This is a genomic window from Pseudomonas sp. H3_A02 (assembly GCF_054671965.1).
Window position 1 is genome coordinate 3,463,596 of record NZ_CP162807.1, and the last position, 16,722, is coordinate 3,480,317.

Annotated in this window: 17 protein-coding genes; 12 read left to right on the forward strand and 5 right to left on the reverse strand. The window is 60.1% G+C overall.

The window, feature by feature from the left end:
* The first annotated feature begins 74 nt into the window (after positions 1–74).
* A complete protein-coding gene (locus tag AB4N80_RS15380; RefSeq protein WP_460082835.1) occupies positions 75–668 on the forward strand; it encodes a PDZ domain-containing protein in 594 nt (197 codons plus the stop codon).
* Between the two features lie 80 nt (positions 669–748).
* Here the strand turns inward: AB4N80_RS15380 and AB4N80_RS15385 are convergent, their stop codons facing one another.
* Together AB4N80_RS15385 and AB4N80_RS15390 are read right to left on the reverse strand one after the other, a co-directional pair.
* A complete protein-coding gene (locus AB4N80_RS15385) occupies positions 749–1,177 on the reverse strand; it encodes a DUF2628 domain-containing protein (protein ID WP_460082837.1) in 429 nt (142 codons plus the stop codon).
* 236 nt (positions 1,178–1,413) lie between these two features.
* Complete coding sequence (locus AB4N80_RS15390) at positions 1,414–2,328, reverse strand: LysR family transcriptional regulator (RefSeq protein ID WP_122568444.1); 915 nt, start codon at positions 2,326–2,328, stop codon at positions 1,414–1,416.
* 109 nt (positions 2,329–2,437) lie between these two features.
* Here AB4N80_RS15390 and AB4N80_RS15395 point away from each other — a divergent pair, with 109 nt between their 5' ends.
* The 4 genes from AB4N80_RS15395 to AB4N80_RS15410 all read left to right on the forward strand — a co-directional run bounded on the left by AB4N80_RS15395 (position 2,438) and on the right by AB4N80_RS15410 (position 5,482).
* Positions 2,438–3,523 carry a TauD/TfdA family dioxygenase gene (locus tag AB4N80_RS15395; RefSeq protein WP_305467678.1) on the forward strand — a complete coding sequence of 362 codons (1,086 nt, stop codon included), beginning with the start codon at positions 2,438–2,440 and terminating at the stop codon, positions 3,521–3,523.
* Between the two features lie 4 nt (positions 3,524–3,527).
* Complete coding sequence (locus AB4N80_RS15400) at positions 3,528–4,292, forward strand: sulfite exporter TauE/SafE family protein (RefSeq protein ID WP_122568446.1); 765 nt, start codon at positions 3,528–3,530, stop codon at positions 4,290–4,292.
* A gap of 174 nt (positions 4,293–4,466) precedes the next feature.
* Positions 4,467–5,177, forward strand: a complete 711-nt coding sequence (locus AB4N80_RS15405; protein WP_122568447.1) for an AzlC family ABC transporter permease — start codon at positions 4,467–4,469, stop codon at positions 5,175–5,177.
* On the forward strand, positions 5,174–5,482 hold the full coding sequence (locus tag AB4N80_RS15410) for an AzlD family protein (RefSeq protein ID WP_122568448.1): 309 nt from the start codon (positions 5,174–5,176) through the stop codon (positions 5,480–5,482). The genes AB4N80_RS15405 and AB4N80_RS15410 overlap by 4 nt, the downstream gene beginning before the upstream one ends.
* A 53-nt stretch (positions 5,483–5,535) precedes the next feature.
* On the opposite strand, the gene AB4N80_RS15415 is transcribed toward AB4N80_RS15410, so the two are convergent.
* The gene (locus AB4N80_RS15415) at positions 5,536–5,742 is read right to left on the reverse strand and encodes a hypothetical protein (RefSeq protein ID WP_122568449.1); all 207 of its coding nucleotides are present in this window, start codon (positions 5,740–5,742) and stop codon (positions 5,536–5,538) included.
* Positions 5,743–5,975: 233 nt separating this feature from the next.
* On the reverse strand, positions 5,976–7,187 hold the full coding sequence (locus tag AB4N80_RS15420; RefSeq protein WP_305481854.1) for an MFS transporter: 1,212 nt from the start codon (positions 7,185–7,187) through the stop codon (positions 5,976–5,978).
* Positions 7,188–7,316: 129 nt separating this feature from the next.
* On the opposite strand from AB4N80_RS15420, the gene AB4N80_RS15425 reads away from it, so the two are divergent.
* On the forward strand, positions 7,317–7,826 hold the full coding sequence (locus AB4N80_RS15425; protein WP_122568451.1) for an anti-virulence regulator CigR family protein: 510 nt from the start codon (positions 7,317–7,319) through the stop codon (positions 7,824–7,826).
* Positions 7,827–7,927: 101 nt separating this feature from the next.
* On the opposite strand, the gene AB4N80_RS15430 is transcribed toward AB4N80_RS15425, so the two are convergent.
* Positions 7,928–9,772 carry a sigma-54-dependent Fis family transcriptional regulator gene (locus AB4N80_RS15430; RefSeq protein ID WP_305467673.1) on the reverse strand — a complete coding sequence of 615 codons (1,845 nt, stop codon included), beginning with the start codon at positions 9,770–9,772 and terminating at the stop codon, positions 7,928–7,930.
* A gap of 397 nt (positions 9,773–10,169) precedes the next feature.
* Here AB4N80_RS15430 and AB4N80_RS15435 point away from each other — a divergent pair, with 397 nt between their 5' ends.
* From AB4N80_RS15435 to AB4N80_RS15460, 6 genes are read left to right on the forward strand one after another with little or no spacing between them, the layout of a single operon-like run.
* Positions 10,170–11,264, forward strand: a complete 1,095-nt coding sequence (locus tag AB4N80_RS15435) for an ABC transporter ATP-binding protein (protein ID WP_122568453.1) — start codon at positions 10,170–10,172, stop codon at positions 11,262–11,264.
* Entirely contained in the window at positions 11,264–12,373 is a 1,110-nt protein-coding gene (locus AB4N80_RS15440; RefSeq protein WP_305467671.1) for an ABC transporter ATP-binding protein, read from the forward strand. The genes AB4N80_RS15435 and AB4N80_RS15440 overlap by 1 nt, the downstream gene beginning before the upstream one ends.
* On the forward strand, positions 12,370–13,236 hold the full coding sequence (locus tag AB4N80_RS15445) for a carbohydrate ABC transporter permease (protein WP_030142069.1): 867 nt from the start codon (positions 12,370–12,372) through the stop codon (positions 13,234–13,236). Before AB4N80_RS15440 ends, AB4N80_RS15445 begins: the two co-directional genes overlap by 4 nt.
* Before the next feature lie 10 nt (positions 13,237–13,246).
* The gene (locus AB4N80_RS15450; protein ID WP_014337490.1) at positions 13,247–14,047 is read left to right on the forward strand and encodes a carbohydrate ABC transporter permease; all 801 of its coding nucleotides are present in this window, start codon (positions 13,247–13,249) and stop codon (positions 14,045–14,047) included.
* Positions 14,048–14,057: 10 nt separating this feature from the next.
* Positions 14,058–14,330, forward strand: a complete 273-nt coding sequence (locus tag AB4N80_RS15455; protein ID WP_053184018.1) for a DUF2160 domain-containing protein — start codon at positions 14,058–14,060, stop codon at positions 14,328–14,330.
* 46 nt (positions 14,331–14,376) lie between these two features.
* Positions 14,377–16,119, forward strand: a complete 1,743-nt coding sequence (locus AB4N80_RS15460) for an ABC transporter substrate-binding protein (protein ID WP_122568455.1) — start codon at positions 14,377–14,379, stop codon at positions 16,117–16,119.
* Positions 16,120–16,722 lie beyond the last annotated feature (603 nt).

Genomic DNA, 16,722 nt, shown 5'->3' on the forward strand with positions numbered 1-16,722 from the left:
TGGCTATGTCACTCAGACTCGTTTCGTTAATGGCAGTAGCCTCCCCGTTGCTCGTGGGCTGTATCTTTCTGCCCATGGGCGCAGAAGAAAAGGCGAAGTATGCCGAATATCATCGTACTACCGAATCTCCGGCGACCTACGAGGCCATGGACTGCAATACGTTGTTGATTACTCGGGATAGCTATGACCAGTACCCCACGCCTCGAACAGAAAGAATCAGGCAAGTGATTCATCAAGTGGTCGCTCAGCGAGACTGCTCCCGCAGCAGCGCAACCGAGCCAAGCGTCGCCACCAGTCCTGTTCCCACTGCGCCGGCCGCGCCAGCCCCGATACCTGCCAAAAGCATTGCCGCTCCCGTGCCCGTTGCGGCTGGACATCTAGGGGCGCATCTCGGCGTGGTCACACCTGCTGTTGTAAAAAGCTTCGGTTTGCCTTCCGAGAAAGGGGTGCTGGTGTTTGGCCCGGAAGCAGGTGCCGATACCGCGAAAATGGGGCTCTTGGCGGGGGACATCATTTTGGAGGTCGCCGGTGCGGCGGTGAACAGTCCTTCCGAGGTCACGGCCATCATAGGTCGCATGACGCCAAGTGACAGTGCCTTGATAAAGGTCTGGCGCTATCGGGCTGTGACGGATGTGTGGGTCGTTGTTTCTGACGCCCGGTCTTTGTAAACGCAAATTCCCACGACTCACAAACAACAAACCCGCACACTCATGACGAGGTGCGGGCTCTTGGTGACCCAAGCCTGCAATCAGAGACGCATGCCTTTGAACGGGTTCCAGCCTTGCTCGCCTTTCACTTCCTTGAGGTAGTAGGCGTAGTTGGCCATGAGTGCGTACATCATCGACATGGCGATGCTTAGGCCCGTGCTCAACGGACGGGGAAACTCCATGCCGATGATTGCGAAAATCACGCTCAATGCGATGTGGATCGCCACGAAAATACCCAGCAGGGCCAGGTTTTTCTTCCAGAGGCCCAGGACGAACAGGTAGATAGGGCCGAAGAAAAACGCAATCACGTTGGCATTGATGAGGATTTTTTTCTTGAAGCCAGGCAGCGCATTGACGGCTTCCTTGTAGCGCGGGTCGTTTGGTGCACCATAGGTTTCAAAGAAATCAAAGCGTTCCTGCCACTTGGCGCTGTATTTACCCGTGCTTTGTACTTGTTCAGTGGTGCTCATTTTTAACGCTCCTGCTTTCCATGAATAATTTCTCTTTCTTCCAAGAAATCCTGTGCTCTGTTTCTAGCGCATTGATTGCTTTGATCTTTGACGAAGGGCGCGAGTGAATCGCCTGAGGTGCTTATCTTGCCGTTTTATGGCCCTTGGTGTGGAACATTCCGCACTGGCCGCTGGAGCGGTCGCCTGGTCTGTGACGTGCTTCACTCTATTTTTTCAATGGGGGCGCCGGCCGACCTTCAGGAGCGGCTGACGCTGTCACCGTAGACACGGATCATGTCCAGCAGGTTCTTGACCCGCAACGGCAGGTTGCCGGCGGGATAGACCGCATGCATGCGCGGATCTTCACCCGTGCTGGAGGTCAGCTTGTACTCGGGGAACACCCGCGCCAGGCGTCCCGCCGCCACTTCCGGCTCCGCGAGCCAGTCGGCCAGACGGGCAATCCCGGCACCGGCCAGCGCAGCCTGGAACACCGCCGCGCCGGAACTGAAACGAAACTTGGGGTGCACGCGAAAGCTGCCGGCCTGGCCCGGCCCACGAAAATTCCATTCCTTGAGAATCCGCGGCGCCGTGTGCAGGATCAATGCGTGCTGTTCCAGCGCCTCGATGGACGCTGGCAGCCCGCATCGCTCCAGATAGCCAGGGCTGGCGTAGAGGTAGCGCGAATAGCTCCACAGCGGGTAGCCGATCAGGTCGCTGGATTGTGGAAAGGCGCCGCGAATCGAAAAGTCCAGCTTGCCCTTGACCGGATCGACCGCTGCATCGGTGAAGATCACATCCACGCTGACATCGGGATAACGCTGGCTGTACTGGGCGATCAACCCGGGGACCACTGTGTGGGCCAAGGATTCCGGTGCGGAAAAGCGGATCCAGCCGGTGGCCAGGCCGTTGAGCCCGGCCAGGTCCTCGTCCGCTTCACGTTGCAGATCGAGCATTCTGTAGGAGTGGGGCAGTAGCCGCTCGCCGGCCTCGGTCAGCGTCACGGCATTGGCCGAGCGATTGAACAGCTTGACCCCGCTACGTTCTTCCAGCCCTTGAATGGCGCGGGTCAGCGAGCTAGGGGAGCGCCCCAGGCTCCGGGCTGCGACGACAAAGCTGCGCTTGCGGGCCACCGTCGCAAAGGCTTCAAGATCAGCCAACATATCCAGTGCCATCGGCCACCTCATTGCACTTTTCACAATATGACATTGCAACACAAAAAAGCCCCTTCCGTTAGCCTTCCCGCTCTCACCACAAGGACGTAGCTAAATAGGAGCGATGGATATGTCAACGCTGGATGAAACACTTAGAAAAGCAACCGCCCTTGCGGGCGAAGCGACCCACGAATGGCTGGTGCCAAAAGCCCCTCTCTCGACAGAACTGCCTTTGGTCGAATTACAGATTTCCTACGAAGAAAAAAGAAAACTCCACGCCGAACTCAAGCATTTCGCAATCGGCGACAGCGCCTGCGGCCTGCGGCAGATGCCGGCCCTCGGACGCTGCCTGGAACAACTGCTGGCTCCGGAAAAATCCCGCTTGCTGCGTGACTTCCAGCACTGCGACGAGGTGGCGCTGGTGATCCGTGGCCTGCCGGTCGATGCGCAGTTGCCGGCGACGCCCTACGGCGGCGACCCGGATATTGCCGAACTGCCGGTGGTCGCAGGGGCGATCCTCGCGGTACTCGCCGTGCTCGGCACCTGCCCGGTGGGTTACCAGGGAGAGAGCGAGGACAGCGTATTTCGCCATGTCTCGCCCAGGCAGCAGCGGGAAACCGAGAAGAGTTCTTACGGCTCGCTCCTGGACCTGGGCATGCATGTCGACAACCCACACCTGCCGCTCAGCTGCGAGGCCGTGCAGCAGTTGTCCGCCTGTCCCGAGTACCTGAGCCTGACCGGCTTGCGCTGCGAACTGACGGTGCCGACACGGATCGTCGCGATTGCCGACGTGCTCAACATGCTGCCGGACTTCGTCGAGCAGGAGCTGCTGCGCCCGAGCTTTTCGGTACGCCGGCCGGACTCGTTCGACCACCAGGGCAAGGTCCTGGAACATGTCCCGCTGCTCTACCGGCCCAGCAGCGGCGGCCTGCACTGTCGCTACAACATGGCCAGCGTCAGCGCTCACTGCGAGCACTCGCGACTGGCCCTGCAACTGTTCGCCGCCGCCGCCAGTCACCCTGACGTGGTCCGCTCGGTACTGCTGCAGCCCGGCGACATGCTGATCTTCAAGAACCAGCAGACCTTGCACGCGCGCGATGGCTTCGCGCCGCGCTACGACGGTCTGGACCGCTGGATGCTGCGGGTCTTCGGCGTCAACGACCGCAAGCGTCTGCTCCCGATCTCAACCACCCACCCCTTTATCGCCAGAGCCTGATTCAATGTTCGATATCGTCCTGCTATGTGTCTTCGCCTTCGCCGCCGGTCTGATCGATGCGGCCGTCGGCGGCGGCGGCCTGATCCAGATCCCGGCACTGTTCAATGTGCTACCCAGCGCCCAGCCCGCCGCCCTGCTCGGAACCAACAAGGTCGCGGCGGCCTGCGGCACGGCCTTTGCCGCACGCTCGTTCGTGCGCAAGGTGGTGATCGACTGGAGCCTGGTAGTTCCTGCCGCCGGCGCGGCTTTTGTCATGGCCTTCGCTGGCGCGGCGACGGTATCGATCGTGCCGCAGGCACTGATGCGCCCGGCGGTATTGGTGCTAATCATGCTGATGGCGATCTATACCTTCTGGAAAAAGGACTTCGGCAGCCTGCACAAGCCCATGCACATCGGCACCAAGGAGAAGCTGCTGGCGGTACTGGTCGGTGGCGCCATCGGCTTCTACGACGGTTTGTTCGGACCGGGCACCGGCAGCTTCCTGATCTTCCTGTTCATTCGCTGCTTCGCCTTCGACTTCCTGCACGCCTCGGCGTCGGCCAAGCTGGTGAATATCGCCACCAATGTCGCAGCGCTGCTGTTCTTTATACCGAGCGGCAACGTTCTCTACTTGGTAGCGCTGCCGATGGCGCTGTTCAATATCCTCGGCGCGCTGACTGGCACCTGGCTGGCGGTGCGCAAGGGAGTGCCCTTTGTCCGCGCGCTGTTCCTGGTGCTGCTGGTGATCCTGATCAGCAAGCTGTCCTATGACCTGATCCTCCAAGGCTGATCTGGAAGGACTATGCAAGGATTTGACGTTTACCCACTTTGGCGGTTTGTCACGCGCAATCTCTAAGGCTCGGCGGGTTGAGTTGCCCATTGCCCCGCCAAAAAGTGTTCGACAAGCAGATTCAGCCCCATACTCTCGGTTTTTGTACCGCAGATATTCAGAAGAGGCCCTGTTTTGTCGAATGTTGAATCCCACCTGCACGCGCTGACGTTGAATCACATCTACGACGGTTTCAAGCAACTGATCCCCATCTCTCTTTTCGTCGTCGTGTTCGGCGTTGCTTTCGGCCTGGCGGCTGCGCAAACGGGCTTGAGTGATACGTCCGCTGTGCTCATGAGCACCCTGGTTTTTGCCGGCGCTTCTCAATTTGCCGCGCTGGATCTGTGGGGACAGCAAGTTCCGGTCGTTCCGCTGATGATCACGGTCTTCGCCATCAACGCCCGGCACTTGTTGATGGGCGCGACGCTTTACCCCTGGCTGCGGGAGTTGCCCGTTGCCAAACGCTACGGTGTGATGCTGGTTGTGTCGGACGCCAACTGGGCAATGGCGATGCAGGCGTTCAGTCGCGGCAAGCCGGGGCTCGGGCTTTTATTCGGCGGCGGCATTGCACTCTGGGTCGCTTGGATCCTGGGCAGTTGGCTGGGGCTTCATTTTGGCAGCGCCATCGAGAACCCGGTCAGTTTCGGGCTCGATATGGTGATGGGCTGTTTCTTGTTGGCGATGGTTGTCGGCGGGAAAAAGAACCTGCGCATGTTCATCATCTGGACCGTGGCGGCCTGCTCATCGCTGTTGGCCTACTGGTATTTGCCGGCGAACAGTCATGTCGTGGTGGGGGCTTTGGCGGGAGGCGTTCTGGGTGCACTGTGGATGGAGAAACAACAATGAACATCGAAACGGCGGGTTATGGCACCTTGCTGATCATCTTGATAATGGCCGCGGTGACATTGGCGACTCGGTGGGGCGGTGTTTTCGTGATGTCGTTCGTGCCGATCAACTATCGGGTGCAGCAGTTCATCACGGCCATGTCCGGTTCGGTGCTGGTGGCGGTGCTGGCTCCGCTGGCGGTTAAAGGTGACAACGGCGCACGCCTGGCTTTGCTGACCACGGCAATCGTCATGTTGACATTGAAAAAACCGCTGCCAGCCATTGCGGCCGGCATACTTGCAGCAGCTTTAGCCAGACAGTTCTGAACGGCCAAGTCGCCCGCTTACAAACGGGCGACGGGGCCTCCTCAACACCCAGGTCAAAAACTCAGCGCAGATGCGTCCCCAAACGAGTGATCCTGTACACCCGTCATGAAGTGCAGCGACATTTCCTGTGGCGCCTCGATGGGTGGAATTTCAAAACTCCCCACCACCTGGCCCTGAAGCGCGCTCAGCCGCATCGACTCTTCTTCCTTTAACTTTGCCATTCTCGCGTGGTTCGCTGCGATTTCGTTGAGAGTTGACACGGTACATCTCCGTTTGCTGACCAAGCATTGATTAATTTGCCGCCGCGTCAGAATTACGTCGTTCTTGGCTGCTGAGACAGACCAGTGCAAGCCCTGAGCCAGACAGGGCCGCTGGGTGGTCACGCCATTTGACAGCTGACGAATGGCGAGGCAGACGTACCTCGACGCTGGCAACGTTTCAACCATGCCTCAACAATAAGTCACTGATAATACAAACCGACCCTCGGACTGGGTCAGTCGGTTTCGGTGTTGTAGACGCTGGATGCATGTATTGAATGCCTGTTCAGCACGCCCACTGCGATTCCGATCAGGCTGGTGGCAACCGCCAGCAGCAGAATCACTTTTTGCGTCCCAACAGGCGCGGCCAGCGCCGCGACGAGCAGGCCAGCGAGCGGTTGCGACAGGTTGTTAAGCAGCGTGATGACGCCGACGGTCTTGCCGAAGTCCTGGGGTGGAATGACTTGTTGGCGCAGGGTGCGGAAGTAGACGTTGAACATTTTGTCGAAACCGACGATCAGCAAGAAACCGACGACGTAGCCCCCTGTGTTCGGGCTGAGGGCGGTGATGAAGGCGCCGACGGCGATCAGCGTGTAGGAGAGGGCCCCCAGCAGCTTCAACGGCAAGGTCACCCGGGCCAGGATAAACAGGATGACGATGGTGGTCACCGCACCGGCCGCCTGCAACCCGGCGTAATCATCCTTTCCAGCGCCGTAGTGGCCGATGACCATGGCCGCCGACGTGGCGAGGGTGACACCGATGATCAGGTTGACGCCCACCGCCAGGCTGATGATTTTTTTCAGTTCCGCCAGGTTGCGAATGTGACCGAAGGCAACGCGCAGCGGGTTCAGCCAGAGGTCGTGATGTTGCTCGAAGGCTTCCAGGGTGACCGAGCTGGTGCGTTGCCAGTACCCCATGGCCAGGTCCGCCAGCAGGAACAGCCCGGCAATCGCCAGCACCACCCAATGCCACGCCCACACTTCAAGCAGCAGCGCAGCGATCAGCGGGCCCAGCACCAAGCCGGTCTGGTCGGCGATTTGCGAGTAGGACAGGGTCTTGGTGTAGGTGTAGTGCTTGAAGATGTACGGCATCACCACTTCGCGGGCCATGATGCCTTGCGTAGTCAACACGCCGCACAGGGCCGAGAGCGCCACGATCCAATAGATGCCGCCGAAGACGCCATACAGCACGACCGCCACGCCGCAGGCCGCGGCGCGATAGACCTGGCTGATGTGCAGGATGCGAATCGGAGGGAACTTGTCGCACAGTGCGCCGCAGATCGGGAACGCCAAATAGCGTGGCAAGGATTCGACGAAAAAGGCCAGGCCTGCCCAGGCGACGCTGTTAGTGGTTTGGAAAACAATCAGCGGGACGATGAACAGCAAGATCTGGTCGGCCAACCGGGAGAGGAACATCGAGGCGAAAAAAGCCAGGTAATCCTTGCGCATGGCGCTCCTTGATTGTTGTGTTCTGGTGTTATCCGGTTCAGGCACGCGGCGCGCAGTGTGATATGGAACTAATATCACGGTGAGTCTCTATATCTTTACAGGGGACATCCCTTTTTTGAGAGAACTGCCATGTTCAAATCGCGCTCGTTGATTGCTGCAGTGACCTGTTTCGCCCTGGTGGCGGGCCCTGGCATTGTTGTCGCAGACCCGGGCAACGGCAAGGGAAACGCTCAATTCGATCAAGGCCCCGGTCATGGACAGGGAGGTAAAGGCGGGCAGGGCAACAAGGGCGGTCAAGGAAACCCCGGTAACAAGGGCAATCAGGGCGGCAAGGGAAACCAAGGCGGTGGCGGCGATTGGCATAACGGTCCGAGCATCGACCGTGGCGGTATTTTGGGTGTGATTGGTGGCTATCGCGATTATTGGAGCCCCGGTCCGGCATTGCCGCCGGGCATCCAGAAAAACCTCGCCCGCGGCAAACCGTTGCCACCTGGCATCGCCAAGAAGCTCGACGGCCGGTTGCTGGGGCGGTTGCCGCACTATGACGGTTATGAATGGCAGCAGGTTGGCACGGACCTGATCCTGGTGGCGATCGCCACTGGCATCATCTATGAAGTGCTCAATGGCGCGTTCGACTGACCTGGTGCTTCAATAAAAGGTAAAGGGTGGCCTCTTCGGAGTGGTGCCCGTCAGTGAAACGAACCTCCTGTGGGAGCGAGCCTGCTCCCACGGGTCTTGTATCAGCTTTCGAGTTGTCGCAGGCGCTTGTACAAGGTGTTGCGGCTGACCCCCAGTCGGCGCGCCAGGTGGGAAATATTGCCGCCCACTGCCTGCAATTGACGGTTCAGGTCTTCGGCATCGTTGAGGTCCACGGTCAGCGGCTCCGGTGTTTCCACCGGTTCCATTTCCAGGTCGACAAAAAAATCATCGGGCAGGTGCTCCGGGCGGATCGGCTGTTCCTCGGCCATCGCCAAGGCCACTTGCAGCACGCTGCTGACCTGTCGCAGGTTGCCCGGCCACGGATGGCGTTCGAACAGGTCCAGCACCTCACGGCTCAGGCCGGCCCATTGGGTCGGTTCGCGGTGGTGTTCCCACAGGCGTTTGAACAGCGCCTGCTTGTCGCTGCGTTCGCGCAGGGGCGGCAGTTCCAGGGTCAGGCCGCCGATGCGGTAGTACAAGTCTTCGCGAAACCGCCCCAGTTGCACCTGTTCGCGCAGCGAGCGGTTAGTGGCGGAGATGATACGGATGTCCACCGGGAACAGCTCGGCGCTGCCCACCGGTTGCACGCAACGCTCCTGCAGGACCCGCAGCAGTCGGGCCTGGGTCGGCAGGGGCATGTCGCCGATTTCGTCGAGGAACAGCGTACCGCGGTCGGCCTTGCGGATCAGGCCTATGCTGCCTTTCTGGTTGGCGCCGGTGAACGCGCCTTTTTCATAACCGAACAGTTCCGATTCCACCAACTCGGCGGGGATCGCCGCGCAGTTGACGGCAATGAACGGCTGTTTGCAGCGCGAACTGGCCTGGTGCAGGGCTTTGACGAACACTTCCTTGCCGACGCCGGTCTCGCCATGGATCAGCAGCGGAATGTCCTTCTCCAGCAAACGCTCGGCCTGGCGCACGGCTTTCTCCACACGGCTGTCACCGAAGTGCAGGGTGTTGAGGCTGATGGCATTGCTGGCGGGCGCCGGCGCAGGCGTCGCCTCGGTGAAGACGCGGGCCCTGATCGACACCTGGCTCGGGCGCCTGAGCAAGCACTGGAATCGATTGCTGCCGGACGCTTGCAGGGCGAACGGCAGGCCGTCGGGTTGGTTCAGCAGTTCCAGCAGCGAGACCTTGAACAGGCTTTCGATACTGACCCGTGACAGGCTCAGGCCCAGCAGGTTGTCGGCCCGGCGGTTGGCGGACAGGACCTGGCCGCTCTCGTCGAAGATCAGCAGCCCGGCCCACTGGCTGTCGAGGTTGTTCAAGCCGGTATTGAACGTCAACTGGAAGTGTTCACCGCGAAACAGGTTGAGGATCAGCCGGTTCTCCACGGTCTGGCTCATCATTTTGACCATGCCCAGGGTGTGGGACGGCGGCAGGTAGCTGTCGCTGGAGACGTCCAGCACGGCGATGACCTTGCGCTCGGCATCGAAGATCGGCGCGGCGGAGCCGGTCATGAAGCGGTTGGCCTTGAGGAAGTGTTCATCGTGTTCGATGTGCACCGCCTGTTCGCAGGCCAGCGCGGTGCCGATGGCGTTGGTGCCGGTACAGCGCTCCATCCAGCTCGCCCCGGCGCTGAAGCCATGGGCCAGTTTCGGCTCGATGAAGCGCTGGGTGCCCCAGGAGGTCAGCACCTGGCCCTGGTTGTCGGCCAGCATGATCAAGCAGTTGGAGTTGCTCAGGATGTTCTCGTAATACGGCAAGACCTCCTGATGAGTGGTCTGCACCAGCGAATGCTGGCTCTCCAGCAATTGGGCGATGCCTTGGGCGGGCAACTGATCGAAGGCCGGCACGCTCTGGTGATTCAGGCCAAAGGCGCGGCAACGGGACCAGGAGGCCTGGATGATGGCCTCGTGGGACAAGGCAGGAGCTGGTGCGGCCATGGGGCACTCTCGCAGGAGCTGTTTTTATTGTTGTGGCAAGTCTCGCACAGACTCCTTGTGCTGGGGCAGATCCAGGCACTACTTAATATGCACCGACCCTGTGGGAGCGAGCTTGCTCGCGATAGCGGTGGATCAGTCACATTGATTCAACTGACCCACCGCTATCGCGAGCAAGCTCGCTCCCACAGGTCCTATTCAGTGTTGTTCAAAATTGTTCATTGTCAACCCGCGAATTGTTCAGTTGTTCAGTCATGGTTGTTCACTTGTGTTCATCAACGAACGTATTTTTCTGAAGGATTTTATAAAAAACCAATAAGATCAAAGGCTTTTGATTTCTGGCACGGCTTTCGCTTTTAGATTCGGGTCGCTTGACTCCAAATAATAAAAAGGCCGAGCCATGTCATTAAAGCTTGAGCACATCTGTCGCACCGTCGAAGGCCAGACCTGGATCGACGATGCCAATCTGAGTTTCGAACCCGGATCCTTCAACGTCCTGTTGGGCCGCACGCTGTCCGGCAAGACCAGCCTCATGCGCCTGATGGCCGGTCTGGACAAGCCCGACAGCGGCCGCATCCTGATGAACGGCGTCGATGTCACCAACCGCCCGGTGCGGTTGCGCAACGTGTCGATGGTTTACCAGCAGTTCATCAACTACCCGACCATGACCGTTTTCGAAAACATCGCCTCGCCGTTGCGCCAGGGCGGGGTGTCCGAAGAGGTCATCCAGAGCAAGGTCCTGGAAACCGCAAAAATGTTGCGGATCGAGAAATTCCTCAAGCGTCATCCACTGGAATTGTCCGGCGGCCAGCAGCAGCGCACGGCCATGGCCCGGGCGCTGGTCAAGGACGCCGAGCTGATTCTGTTCGACGAGCCACTGGTGAACCTGGACTACAAGCTGCGTGAAGAGCTGCGTCAGGAAATGCGCGAGCTGTTCCAGGCCCGCCACACCATCGCCGTCTACGCCACCACCGAGCCTAACGAAGCGCTGGCTTTGGGCGGCACCACGACGATCCTGCATGAGGGTCGGGTGATTCAGAGCGGCAAGTCGTCCTCGGTCTATCACCAGCCACAAACCGTGTTGGCCGCCGAGTTGTTTTCCGAACCACCGATCAACCTCATGCCAGGGCGTATCGCCGGCAATGAAGTCAGCTTCGCCAACTTTGTCCACTTTCCGTTAAACGTCGACCTGCGCCCGGTGGGCGAGGGTGAGTTCCGCTTCGGCGTGCGCCCCAGCCATATTTCCCTGGTGCCGAGCAACGATGACGACCTCGAACTGGCGGTGACCGTCGAGGTGGCCGAGATCAGCGGCTCGGAGACGTTCCTGCACGTGCGCAACGAGCATTTCCTGCTGGTGCTGCACTTGCCAGGGGTGCATGAGTACGACGTGGACACGCCGATTCGCATCTACATTCCGACCCATAAACTGTTTGTCTTCGACGCCCAGGGCAAGTTGGTCCAAGCCCCTGGCCAGCGTATCGCGAGGGTTGCCTGATGGCCGAAATTCGTTTGCAGAACCTCGCCCACAGCTACACCAGTACCCCGGCGGGCCCCGAGGACTACGCGATCCGCGAGATGAACCACATCTGGGAGCAGGGCGGCGCCTATGCGCTGCTCGGGCCTTCGGGTTGCGGCAAATCCACCTTGCTCAACATCATTTCCGGCTTGCTCAGCCCCTCCGAAGGGCAGGTGATGTTCGACAGCAAAGTCGTCAACGACCTGACCCCGGAACACCGCAACATCGCCCAGGTGTTCCAGTTCCCGGTGGTGTACGACACCATGACGGTGTTCGACAACCTGGCGTTCCCGCTGCGCAACCAGGGCATGGCCGAAGCGCGGATCCACACCAAGGTGCAGGAAATCGCCGAGGTCCTGGACCTGCAGAACCTGCTGGACAAAAAAGCCCGCAACCTCACCGCCGATGAGAAGCAGAAAGTCTCCATGGGCCGCGGGCTGGTGCGCGACGATGTGTCGGCGATCCTGTTCGACGAACCGCTGACGGTGATCGACCCGCACCTGAAATGGAAACTGCGGCGCAAGCTCAAGCAGATCCATGAGCAGTTCAACATCACCATGGTCTACGTCACCCACGACCAGTTGGAAGCCTCGACGTTCGCCGACAAGATCGCGGTGATGTACGGCGGCCAGATCGTGCAGTTCGGCACGCCTCGGGATTTGTTCGAGCGCCCGAGCCACACCTTTGTCGGCTACTTCATCGGCAGCCCGGGGATGAACCTGATCGAGGTCACGGCGCAGCCCGGTGGCGTCGGTTTCGCCTCGACTCACTTGCCGCTGTCGGACGCCTTGCAACGTCGGGTCGCCGAAGCCGAAGGCAAAAGCCTGAAGGTCGGTATCCGTCCCGAGTTCGTGCATGTCTGGGATGGCCCTTACGACGACGCGATGCGGGCTGACGTGGTTCACGTCGAAGACCTGGGCACCTACAAGATCCTGACCCTCAACCTCGATGGCGCACCGCTGAAGGTCCGCCTGGCCGAAGACAAGCCGGTGCCCGAAGGCACGGCGTATATCAGTTTTCCGGCCCAATGGCTGATGGTCTATGCCGATGAGTATTTGCTGGAACCGTTGAGCGAGGTGCAGCCATGAACAAGGTGCAGAACAACAAGGCCTGGTGGCTGGTGTTGCCGGTGTTCCTGCTGGTGGCTTTCAGCGCCGTGATCCCGATGATGACCGTGGTCAACTATTCGGTGCAGGACATCTTCGACCAGTCCAGCCGCTACTTCGTCGGCGCCGACTGGTACAAGCAGGTGCTGCTCGATCCACGTTTGCACGACTCGTTGCTGCGCCAGTTCATCTACTCGGCGTGCGTGCTGCTGATTGAGATTCCCTTGGGCATCGCCATCGCCCTGACCATGCCGACCAAGGGCAAATGGTCGTCCCTGGTGCTGATCATCCTCGCCATTCCGCTGCTGATCCCGTGGAACGTGGTGGGCACCATCTGGCAGATCTTCGGCCGCGCCGACATCGGTTTGCTGGGCTCGACCCTCAACGGTCTGGGCATCAACTACAACTATGCGGCCAACACCATGGACGCCTGGGTCACCGTGCTGGTGATGGACGTCTGGCACTGGACGTCGTTGGTGGCGCTGCTGTGCTATTCGGGGCTGCGGGCAATTCCCGACGTGTACTACCAGGCCGCGCGGATCGACCGGGCATCGAACTGGGCAGTGTTCCGTCACATCCAGTTGCCGAAGATGAAGAGCGTGCTGCTGATCGCCGTGATGCTGCGCTTCATGGACAGCTTCATGATCTACACCGAGCCGTTCGTACTCACCGGCGGCGGCCCGGGCAACGCCACTACGTTCCTCAGCCAGACCCTGACGCAGATGGCCATCGGCCAATTCGACCTGGGCCCGGCGGCGGCGTTTTCCCTGGTGTATTTCCTGATCATTCTGTTGGTGTCCTGGCTGTTCTACACCGCCATGACGCACTCCGACGCCAACCGTTGAGGCCCGCACGATGAGCAAGAGAAAGCTGATTCCGTTGCTGATCTACATTCTGTTCCTGCTGGTGCCGATCTACTGGCTGCTGAACATGTCGTTCAAGAGCAACACCGAGATCCTTGGCGGCCTGACCCTGTGGCCGCACGATTTCACCTTCCACAACTACAAGGTGATCTTCACCGACCCGAGCTGGTACACCGGTTACCTCAACTCGCTGTACTACGTGAGCCTGAACACGGTGATTTCCCTGGGCGTCGCGCTGCCGGCGGCCTATGCGTTCTCCCGCTATCGGTTCCTGGGGGACAAGCACCTGTTCTTCTGGCTGCTGACCAACCGCATGGCGCCACCGGCGGTGTTCCTGTTGCCGTTCTTCCAGCTGTACTCGTCGATTGGGCTGTTCGACACCCATATCGCCGTGGCCCTGGCCCACTGTCTGTTCAACGTGCCGCTGGCGGTGTGGATCCTCGAAGGGTTCATGTCCGGGGTGCCGAAAGAAATTGACGAGACCGCCTACATTGACGGCTACAGTTTCCCCAAGTTCTTCGCCAAGATCTTCATTCCGTTGATCGGCTCCGGCATCGGTGTCACGGCATTTTTCTGCTTCATGTTTTCCTGGGTCGAACTGTTGCTGGCGCGCACGCTCACCTCGGTGAATGCCAAGCCGATCGCGGCGGTCATGACCCGCACGGTGTCGGCGTCCGGTATCGACTGGGGTGTGCTGGCGGCGGCGGGGGTGTTGACCATCCTGCCGGGCATGCTGGTGATCTGGTTCGTTCGCAACCACGTGGCCAAGGGCTTTGCCCTGGGCCGGGTCTGAGGAGTCGATGATGGAATGGATGAACTGGACCGGCCCGACGGCGGCTTTTTTTGCGGTCATCGCCTTGCTGCTGGCGGGCATGACCACCTGGGAACTGCGTTCGCCGAGCATCCCTCGGCGCGGTTTCCTGCCGATTGCCACCACCCGTGGCGATCGGTTGTTTATCGGTCTTCTCGGTAGCGCCTACCTGCATCTGCTGGTGATCGGCGCCACCGACTGGAGCATCTGGATAGCGTTCGCGTTGTCTTGGGTGTGGCTGTTGGCAGTGATGCGGTGGGGCTAGTCGCAAAGGTTCGACGAAAGCTCTTAAACCCAAACAGGAGGTCTCTATGTTCGATAAAAACAATAAGCTGCGACATAGCGTTTCATTGGCAGCCATGCTGGCACTCAGCGGGCTGAGCGCTACGGCCTGGGCCGACGCCTATGAAGACGCCGCTAAAAAATGGATCGGCAGTGAATTCAAGCCGTCGACCCTGACAGCCGAGCAGCAGCTCGAAGAACTCAAGTGGTTCATCAAGGCCGCCCAGCCGTTTCGCGGGATGAAAATCAACGTGGTGTCGGAAACCATCGCCACCCACGAATATGAATCCAAAGTGCTGGCCAAGGCCTTCAGCGAAATCACTGGGATCCAGCTAACCCACGACCTGCTCCAGGAAGGCGACGTGGTGGAGAAGCTGCAGACCCAGATGCAATCGGACAAGAATATCTATGACGGCTGGGTTAACGACTCGGACTTGATCGGTACGCATTTCCGCTACGGCAAGACCGAATCGATCACTGACCTGATGGCCAATGAAGGCAAGGATTACACCTCGCCGACCCTCGACCTGAAGGATTTCATCGGCATTTCCTTCACCACCGCGCCGGACGGCAAGATCTATCAACTGCCTGACCAGCAATTCGCCAACTTGTACTGGTTCCGCGCCGACTGGTTCGAGCGTGCGGACCTGAAGGCCAAGTTCAAGGAGAAGTACGGCTACGAGTTGGGTGTGCCGGTGAACTGGTCGGCTTATGAAGACATCGCCAAGTTCTTCTCCGAAGACGTCAAGGAGATCGACGGCAAGCGCGTCTACGGTCACATGGACTACGGCAAGAAAGACCCGTCCCTGGGCTGGCGCTTTACCGATGCCTGGTTCTCCATGGCCGGTGGCGGCGACAAGGGCCTGCCCAACGGTTTGCCGGTGGACGAGTGGGGCATTCGCGTCGAAGACTGCCATCCGGTCGGTTCCAGCGTGACCCGTGGCGGCGACACCAACGGTCCCGCGGCCGTGTTCGCCACCACCAAATACGTGGACTGGATGAAGAAATACGCGCCACCGGAAGCGGCGGGCATGACCTTCTCCGAGTCCGGTCCGGTGCCGTCCCAGGGCAACATCGCCCAGCAGATCTTCTGGTACACCGCTTTCACCGCCGACATGACCAAGCCGGGCCTGCCGGTGATGAACGCCGATGGCACGCCGAAATGGCGCATGGCACCTTCGCCACGCGGTCCGTATTGGGAAGAGGGCATGAAGCTGGGGTATCAGGACGTGGGTTCCTGGACGTTCATGAAGTCCACGCCTGAGAAGCAAAAACTCGCGGCCTGGCTCTATGCGCAGTTCGTGACGTCCAAGACCGTGTCGCTGAAGAAGACCATCGTGGGCCTGACGCCGATTCGTGAGTCGGACATCAACTCCCAGGCGCTGACCGACCTGGCGCCGAAACTCGGTGGCCTGGTGGAGTTCTACCGCAGCCCGGCCCGCGTGCAATGGACCCCGACCGGGACCAACGTGCCGGACTACCCACGCCTGGCGCAACTGTGGTGGAGCCACATCGCCGAAGCCGCCAGTGGCGAGAAGACCCCGCAGCAGGCCCTCGACGGGTTGGCCAAGGATCAGGACGCGATCATGACCCGTCTGGAACGCTCCAAGGCCCAAGCCACTTGCGCACCTAAGATGAACCCTGAGCGCGACGCGCAATACTGGTTCGATCAGCCGGGCGCACCGAAGCCGAAACTGGCGAACGAGAAGCCTAAAGGCGAAACCGTGAGCTACACCGAGCTGTTGAAATCATGGGAGGCGGCACGCAAGTAAAGCCCCGAGTGTGAAAACGAACGGCACCGAAAGGTGCCGTTTTTTTGTCTGGGCTTACCGCGGCCGACAGACCGCCGCCGTCGCGAGCAAGCTCGGCTCCCACAGGGTTTTGTGGCGAGCATAGCGGTTGTGTATCCCCTGGCCCCCTGTGGGAGCGGGTTTGCTCGCGAAAGCGGTGTATCTATCACTGGGAGGCTGAATGTACTGCCGCCATCGCGGGCAAGCCCGGCTCCCACAGGGTTTTGTGGCGAACATAGAGGTTGTGTACCCCCTGGTCCCCTGTGGGAGCGGGCTTGCTCGCGAAAGCGGTGTATCTGTCACTGGGAGGCTGAATGTACCGCCGCCATCGCGAGCAAGCTCGGCTCCCACAGGGTTTTGTGGCGAGCATAGAGGTTGTGTACCCCCTGGCCCCCTGTGGGAGCGGGCTTGCTTGCGAAAGCGGTGTATCTGTCACTGGGAGGCTGAATGTACCGCCGCCATCGCGGGCAAGCCCGGCTCCCACAGGGTTTTGTGGCGAACATAGAGGTTGTGTACCCCTGGTCCCCTGTGGGAGCGGGCTTGCTTGCGAAAACGGTGTATCTGTCACTGGGAGGCTGAATGTAC

Coding starts and splice junctions, on each gene's coding strand:
- AB4N80_RS15380 (WP_460082835.1), top strand. CDS start 75: ATGGGCGCAGAAGAAAAGGCGAAGTATGCCGAATATCATCGTACTACC.
- AB4N80_RS15385 (WP_460082837.1), bottom strand. CDS start 1,177: ATGAGCACCACTGAACAAGTACAAAGCACGGGTAAATACAGCGCCAAG.
- AB4N80_RS15390 (WP_122568444.1), bottom strand. CDS start 2,328: ATGGCACTGGATATGTTGGCTGATCTTGAAGCCTTTGCGACGGTGGCC.
- AB4N80_RS15395 (WP_305467678.1), top strand. CDS start 2,438: ATGTCAACGCTGGATGAAACACTTAGAAAAGCAACCGCCCTTGCGGGC.
- AB4N80_RS15400 (WP_122568446.1), top strand. CDS start 3,528: ATGTTCGATATCGTCCTGCTATGTGTCTTCGCCTTCGCCGCCGGTCTG.
- AB4N80_RS15410 (WP_122568448.1), top strand. CDS start 5,174: ATGAACATCGAAACGGCGGGTTATGGCACCTTGCTGATCATCTTGATA.
- AB4N80_RS15420 (WP_305481854.1), bottom strand. CDS start 7,187: ATGCGCAAGGATTACCTGGCTTTTTTCGCCTCGATGTTCCTCTCCCGG.
- AB4N80_RS15425 (WP_122568451.1), top strand. CDS start 7,317: ATGTTCAAATCGCGCTCGTTGATTGCTGCAGTGACCTGTTTCGCCCTG.
- AB4N80_RS15430 (WP_305467673.1), bottom strand. CDS start 9,772: ATGGCCGCACCAGCTCCTGCCTTGTCCCACGAGGCCATCATCCAGGCC.
- AB4N80_RS15435 (WP_122568453.1), top strand. CDS start 10,170: ATGTCATTAAAGCTTGAGCACATCTGTCGCACCGTCGAAGGCCAGACC.
- AB4N80_RS15440 (WP_305467671.1), top strand. CDS start 11,264: ATGGCCGAAATTCGTTTGCAGAACCTCGCCCACAGCTACACCAGTACC.
- AB4N80_RS15445 (WP_030142069.1), top strand. CDS start 12,370: ATGAACAAGGTGCAGAACAACAAGGCCTGGTGGCTGGTGTTGCCGGTG.
- AB4N80_RS15450 (WP_014337490.1), top strand. CDS start 13,247: ATGAGCAAGAGAAAGCTGATTCCGTTGCTGATCTACATTCTGTTCCTG.
- AB4N80_RS15455 (WP_053184018.1), top strand. CDS start 14,058: ATGGAATGGATGAACTGGACCGGCCCGACGGCGGCTTTTTTTGCGGTC.
- AB4N80_RS15460 (WP_122568455.1), top strand. CDS start 14,377: ATGTTCGATAAAAACAATAAGCTGCGACATAGCGTTTCATTGGCAGCC.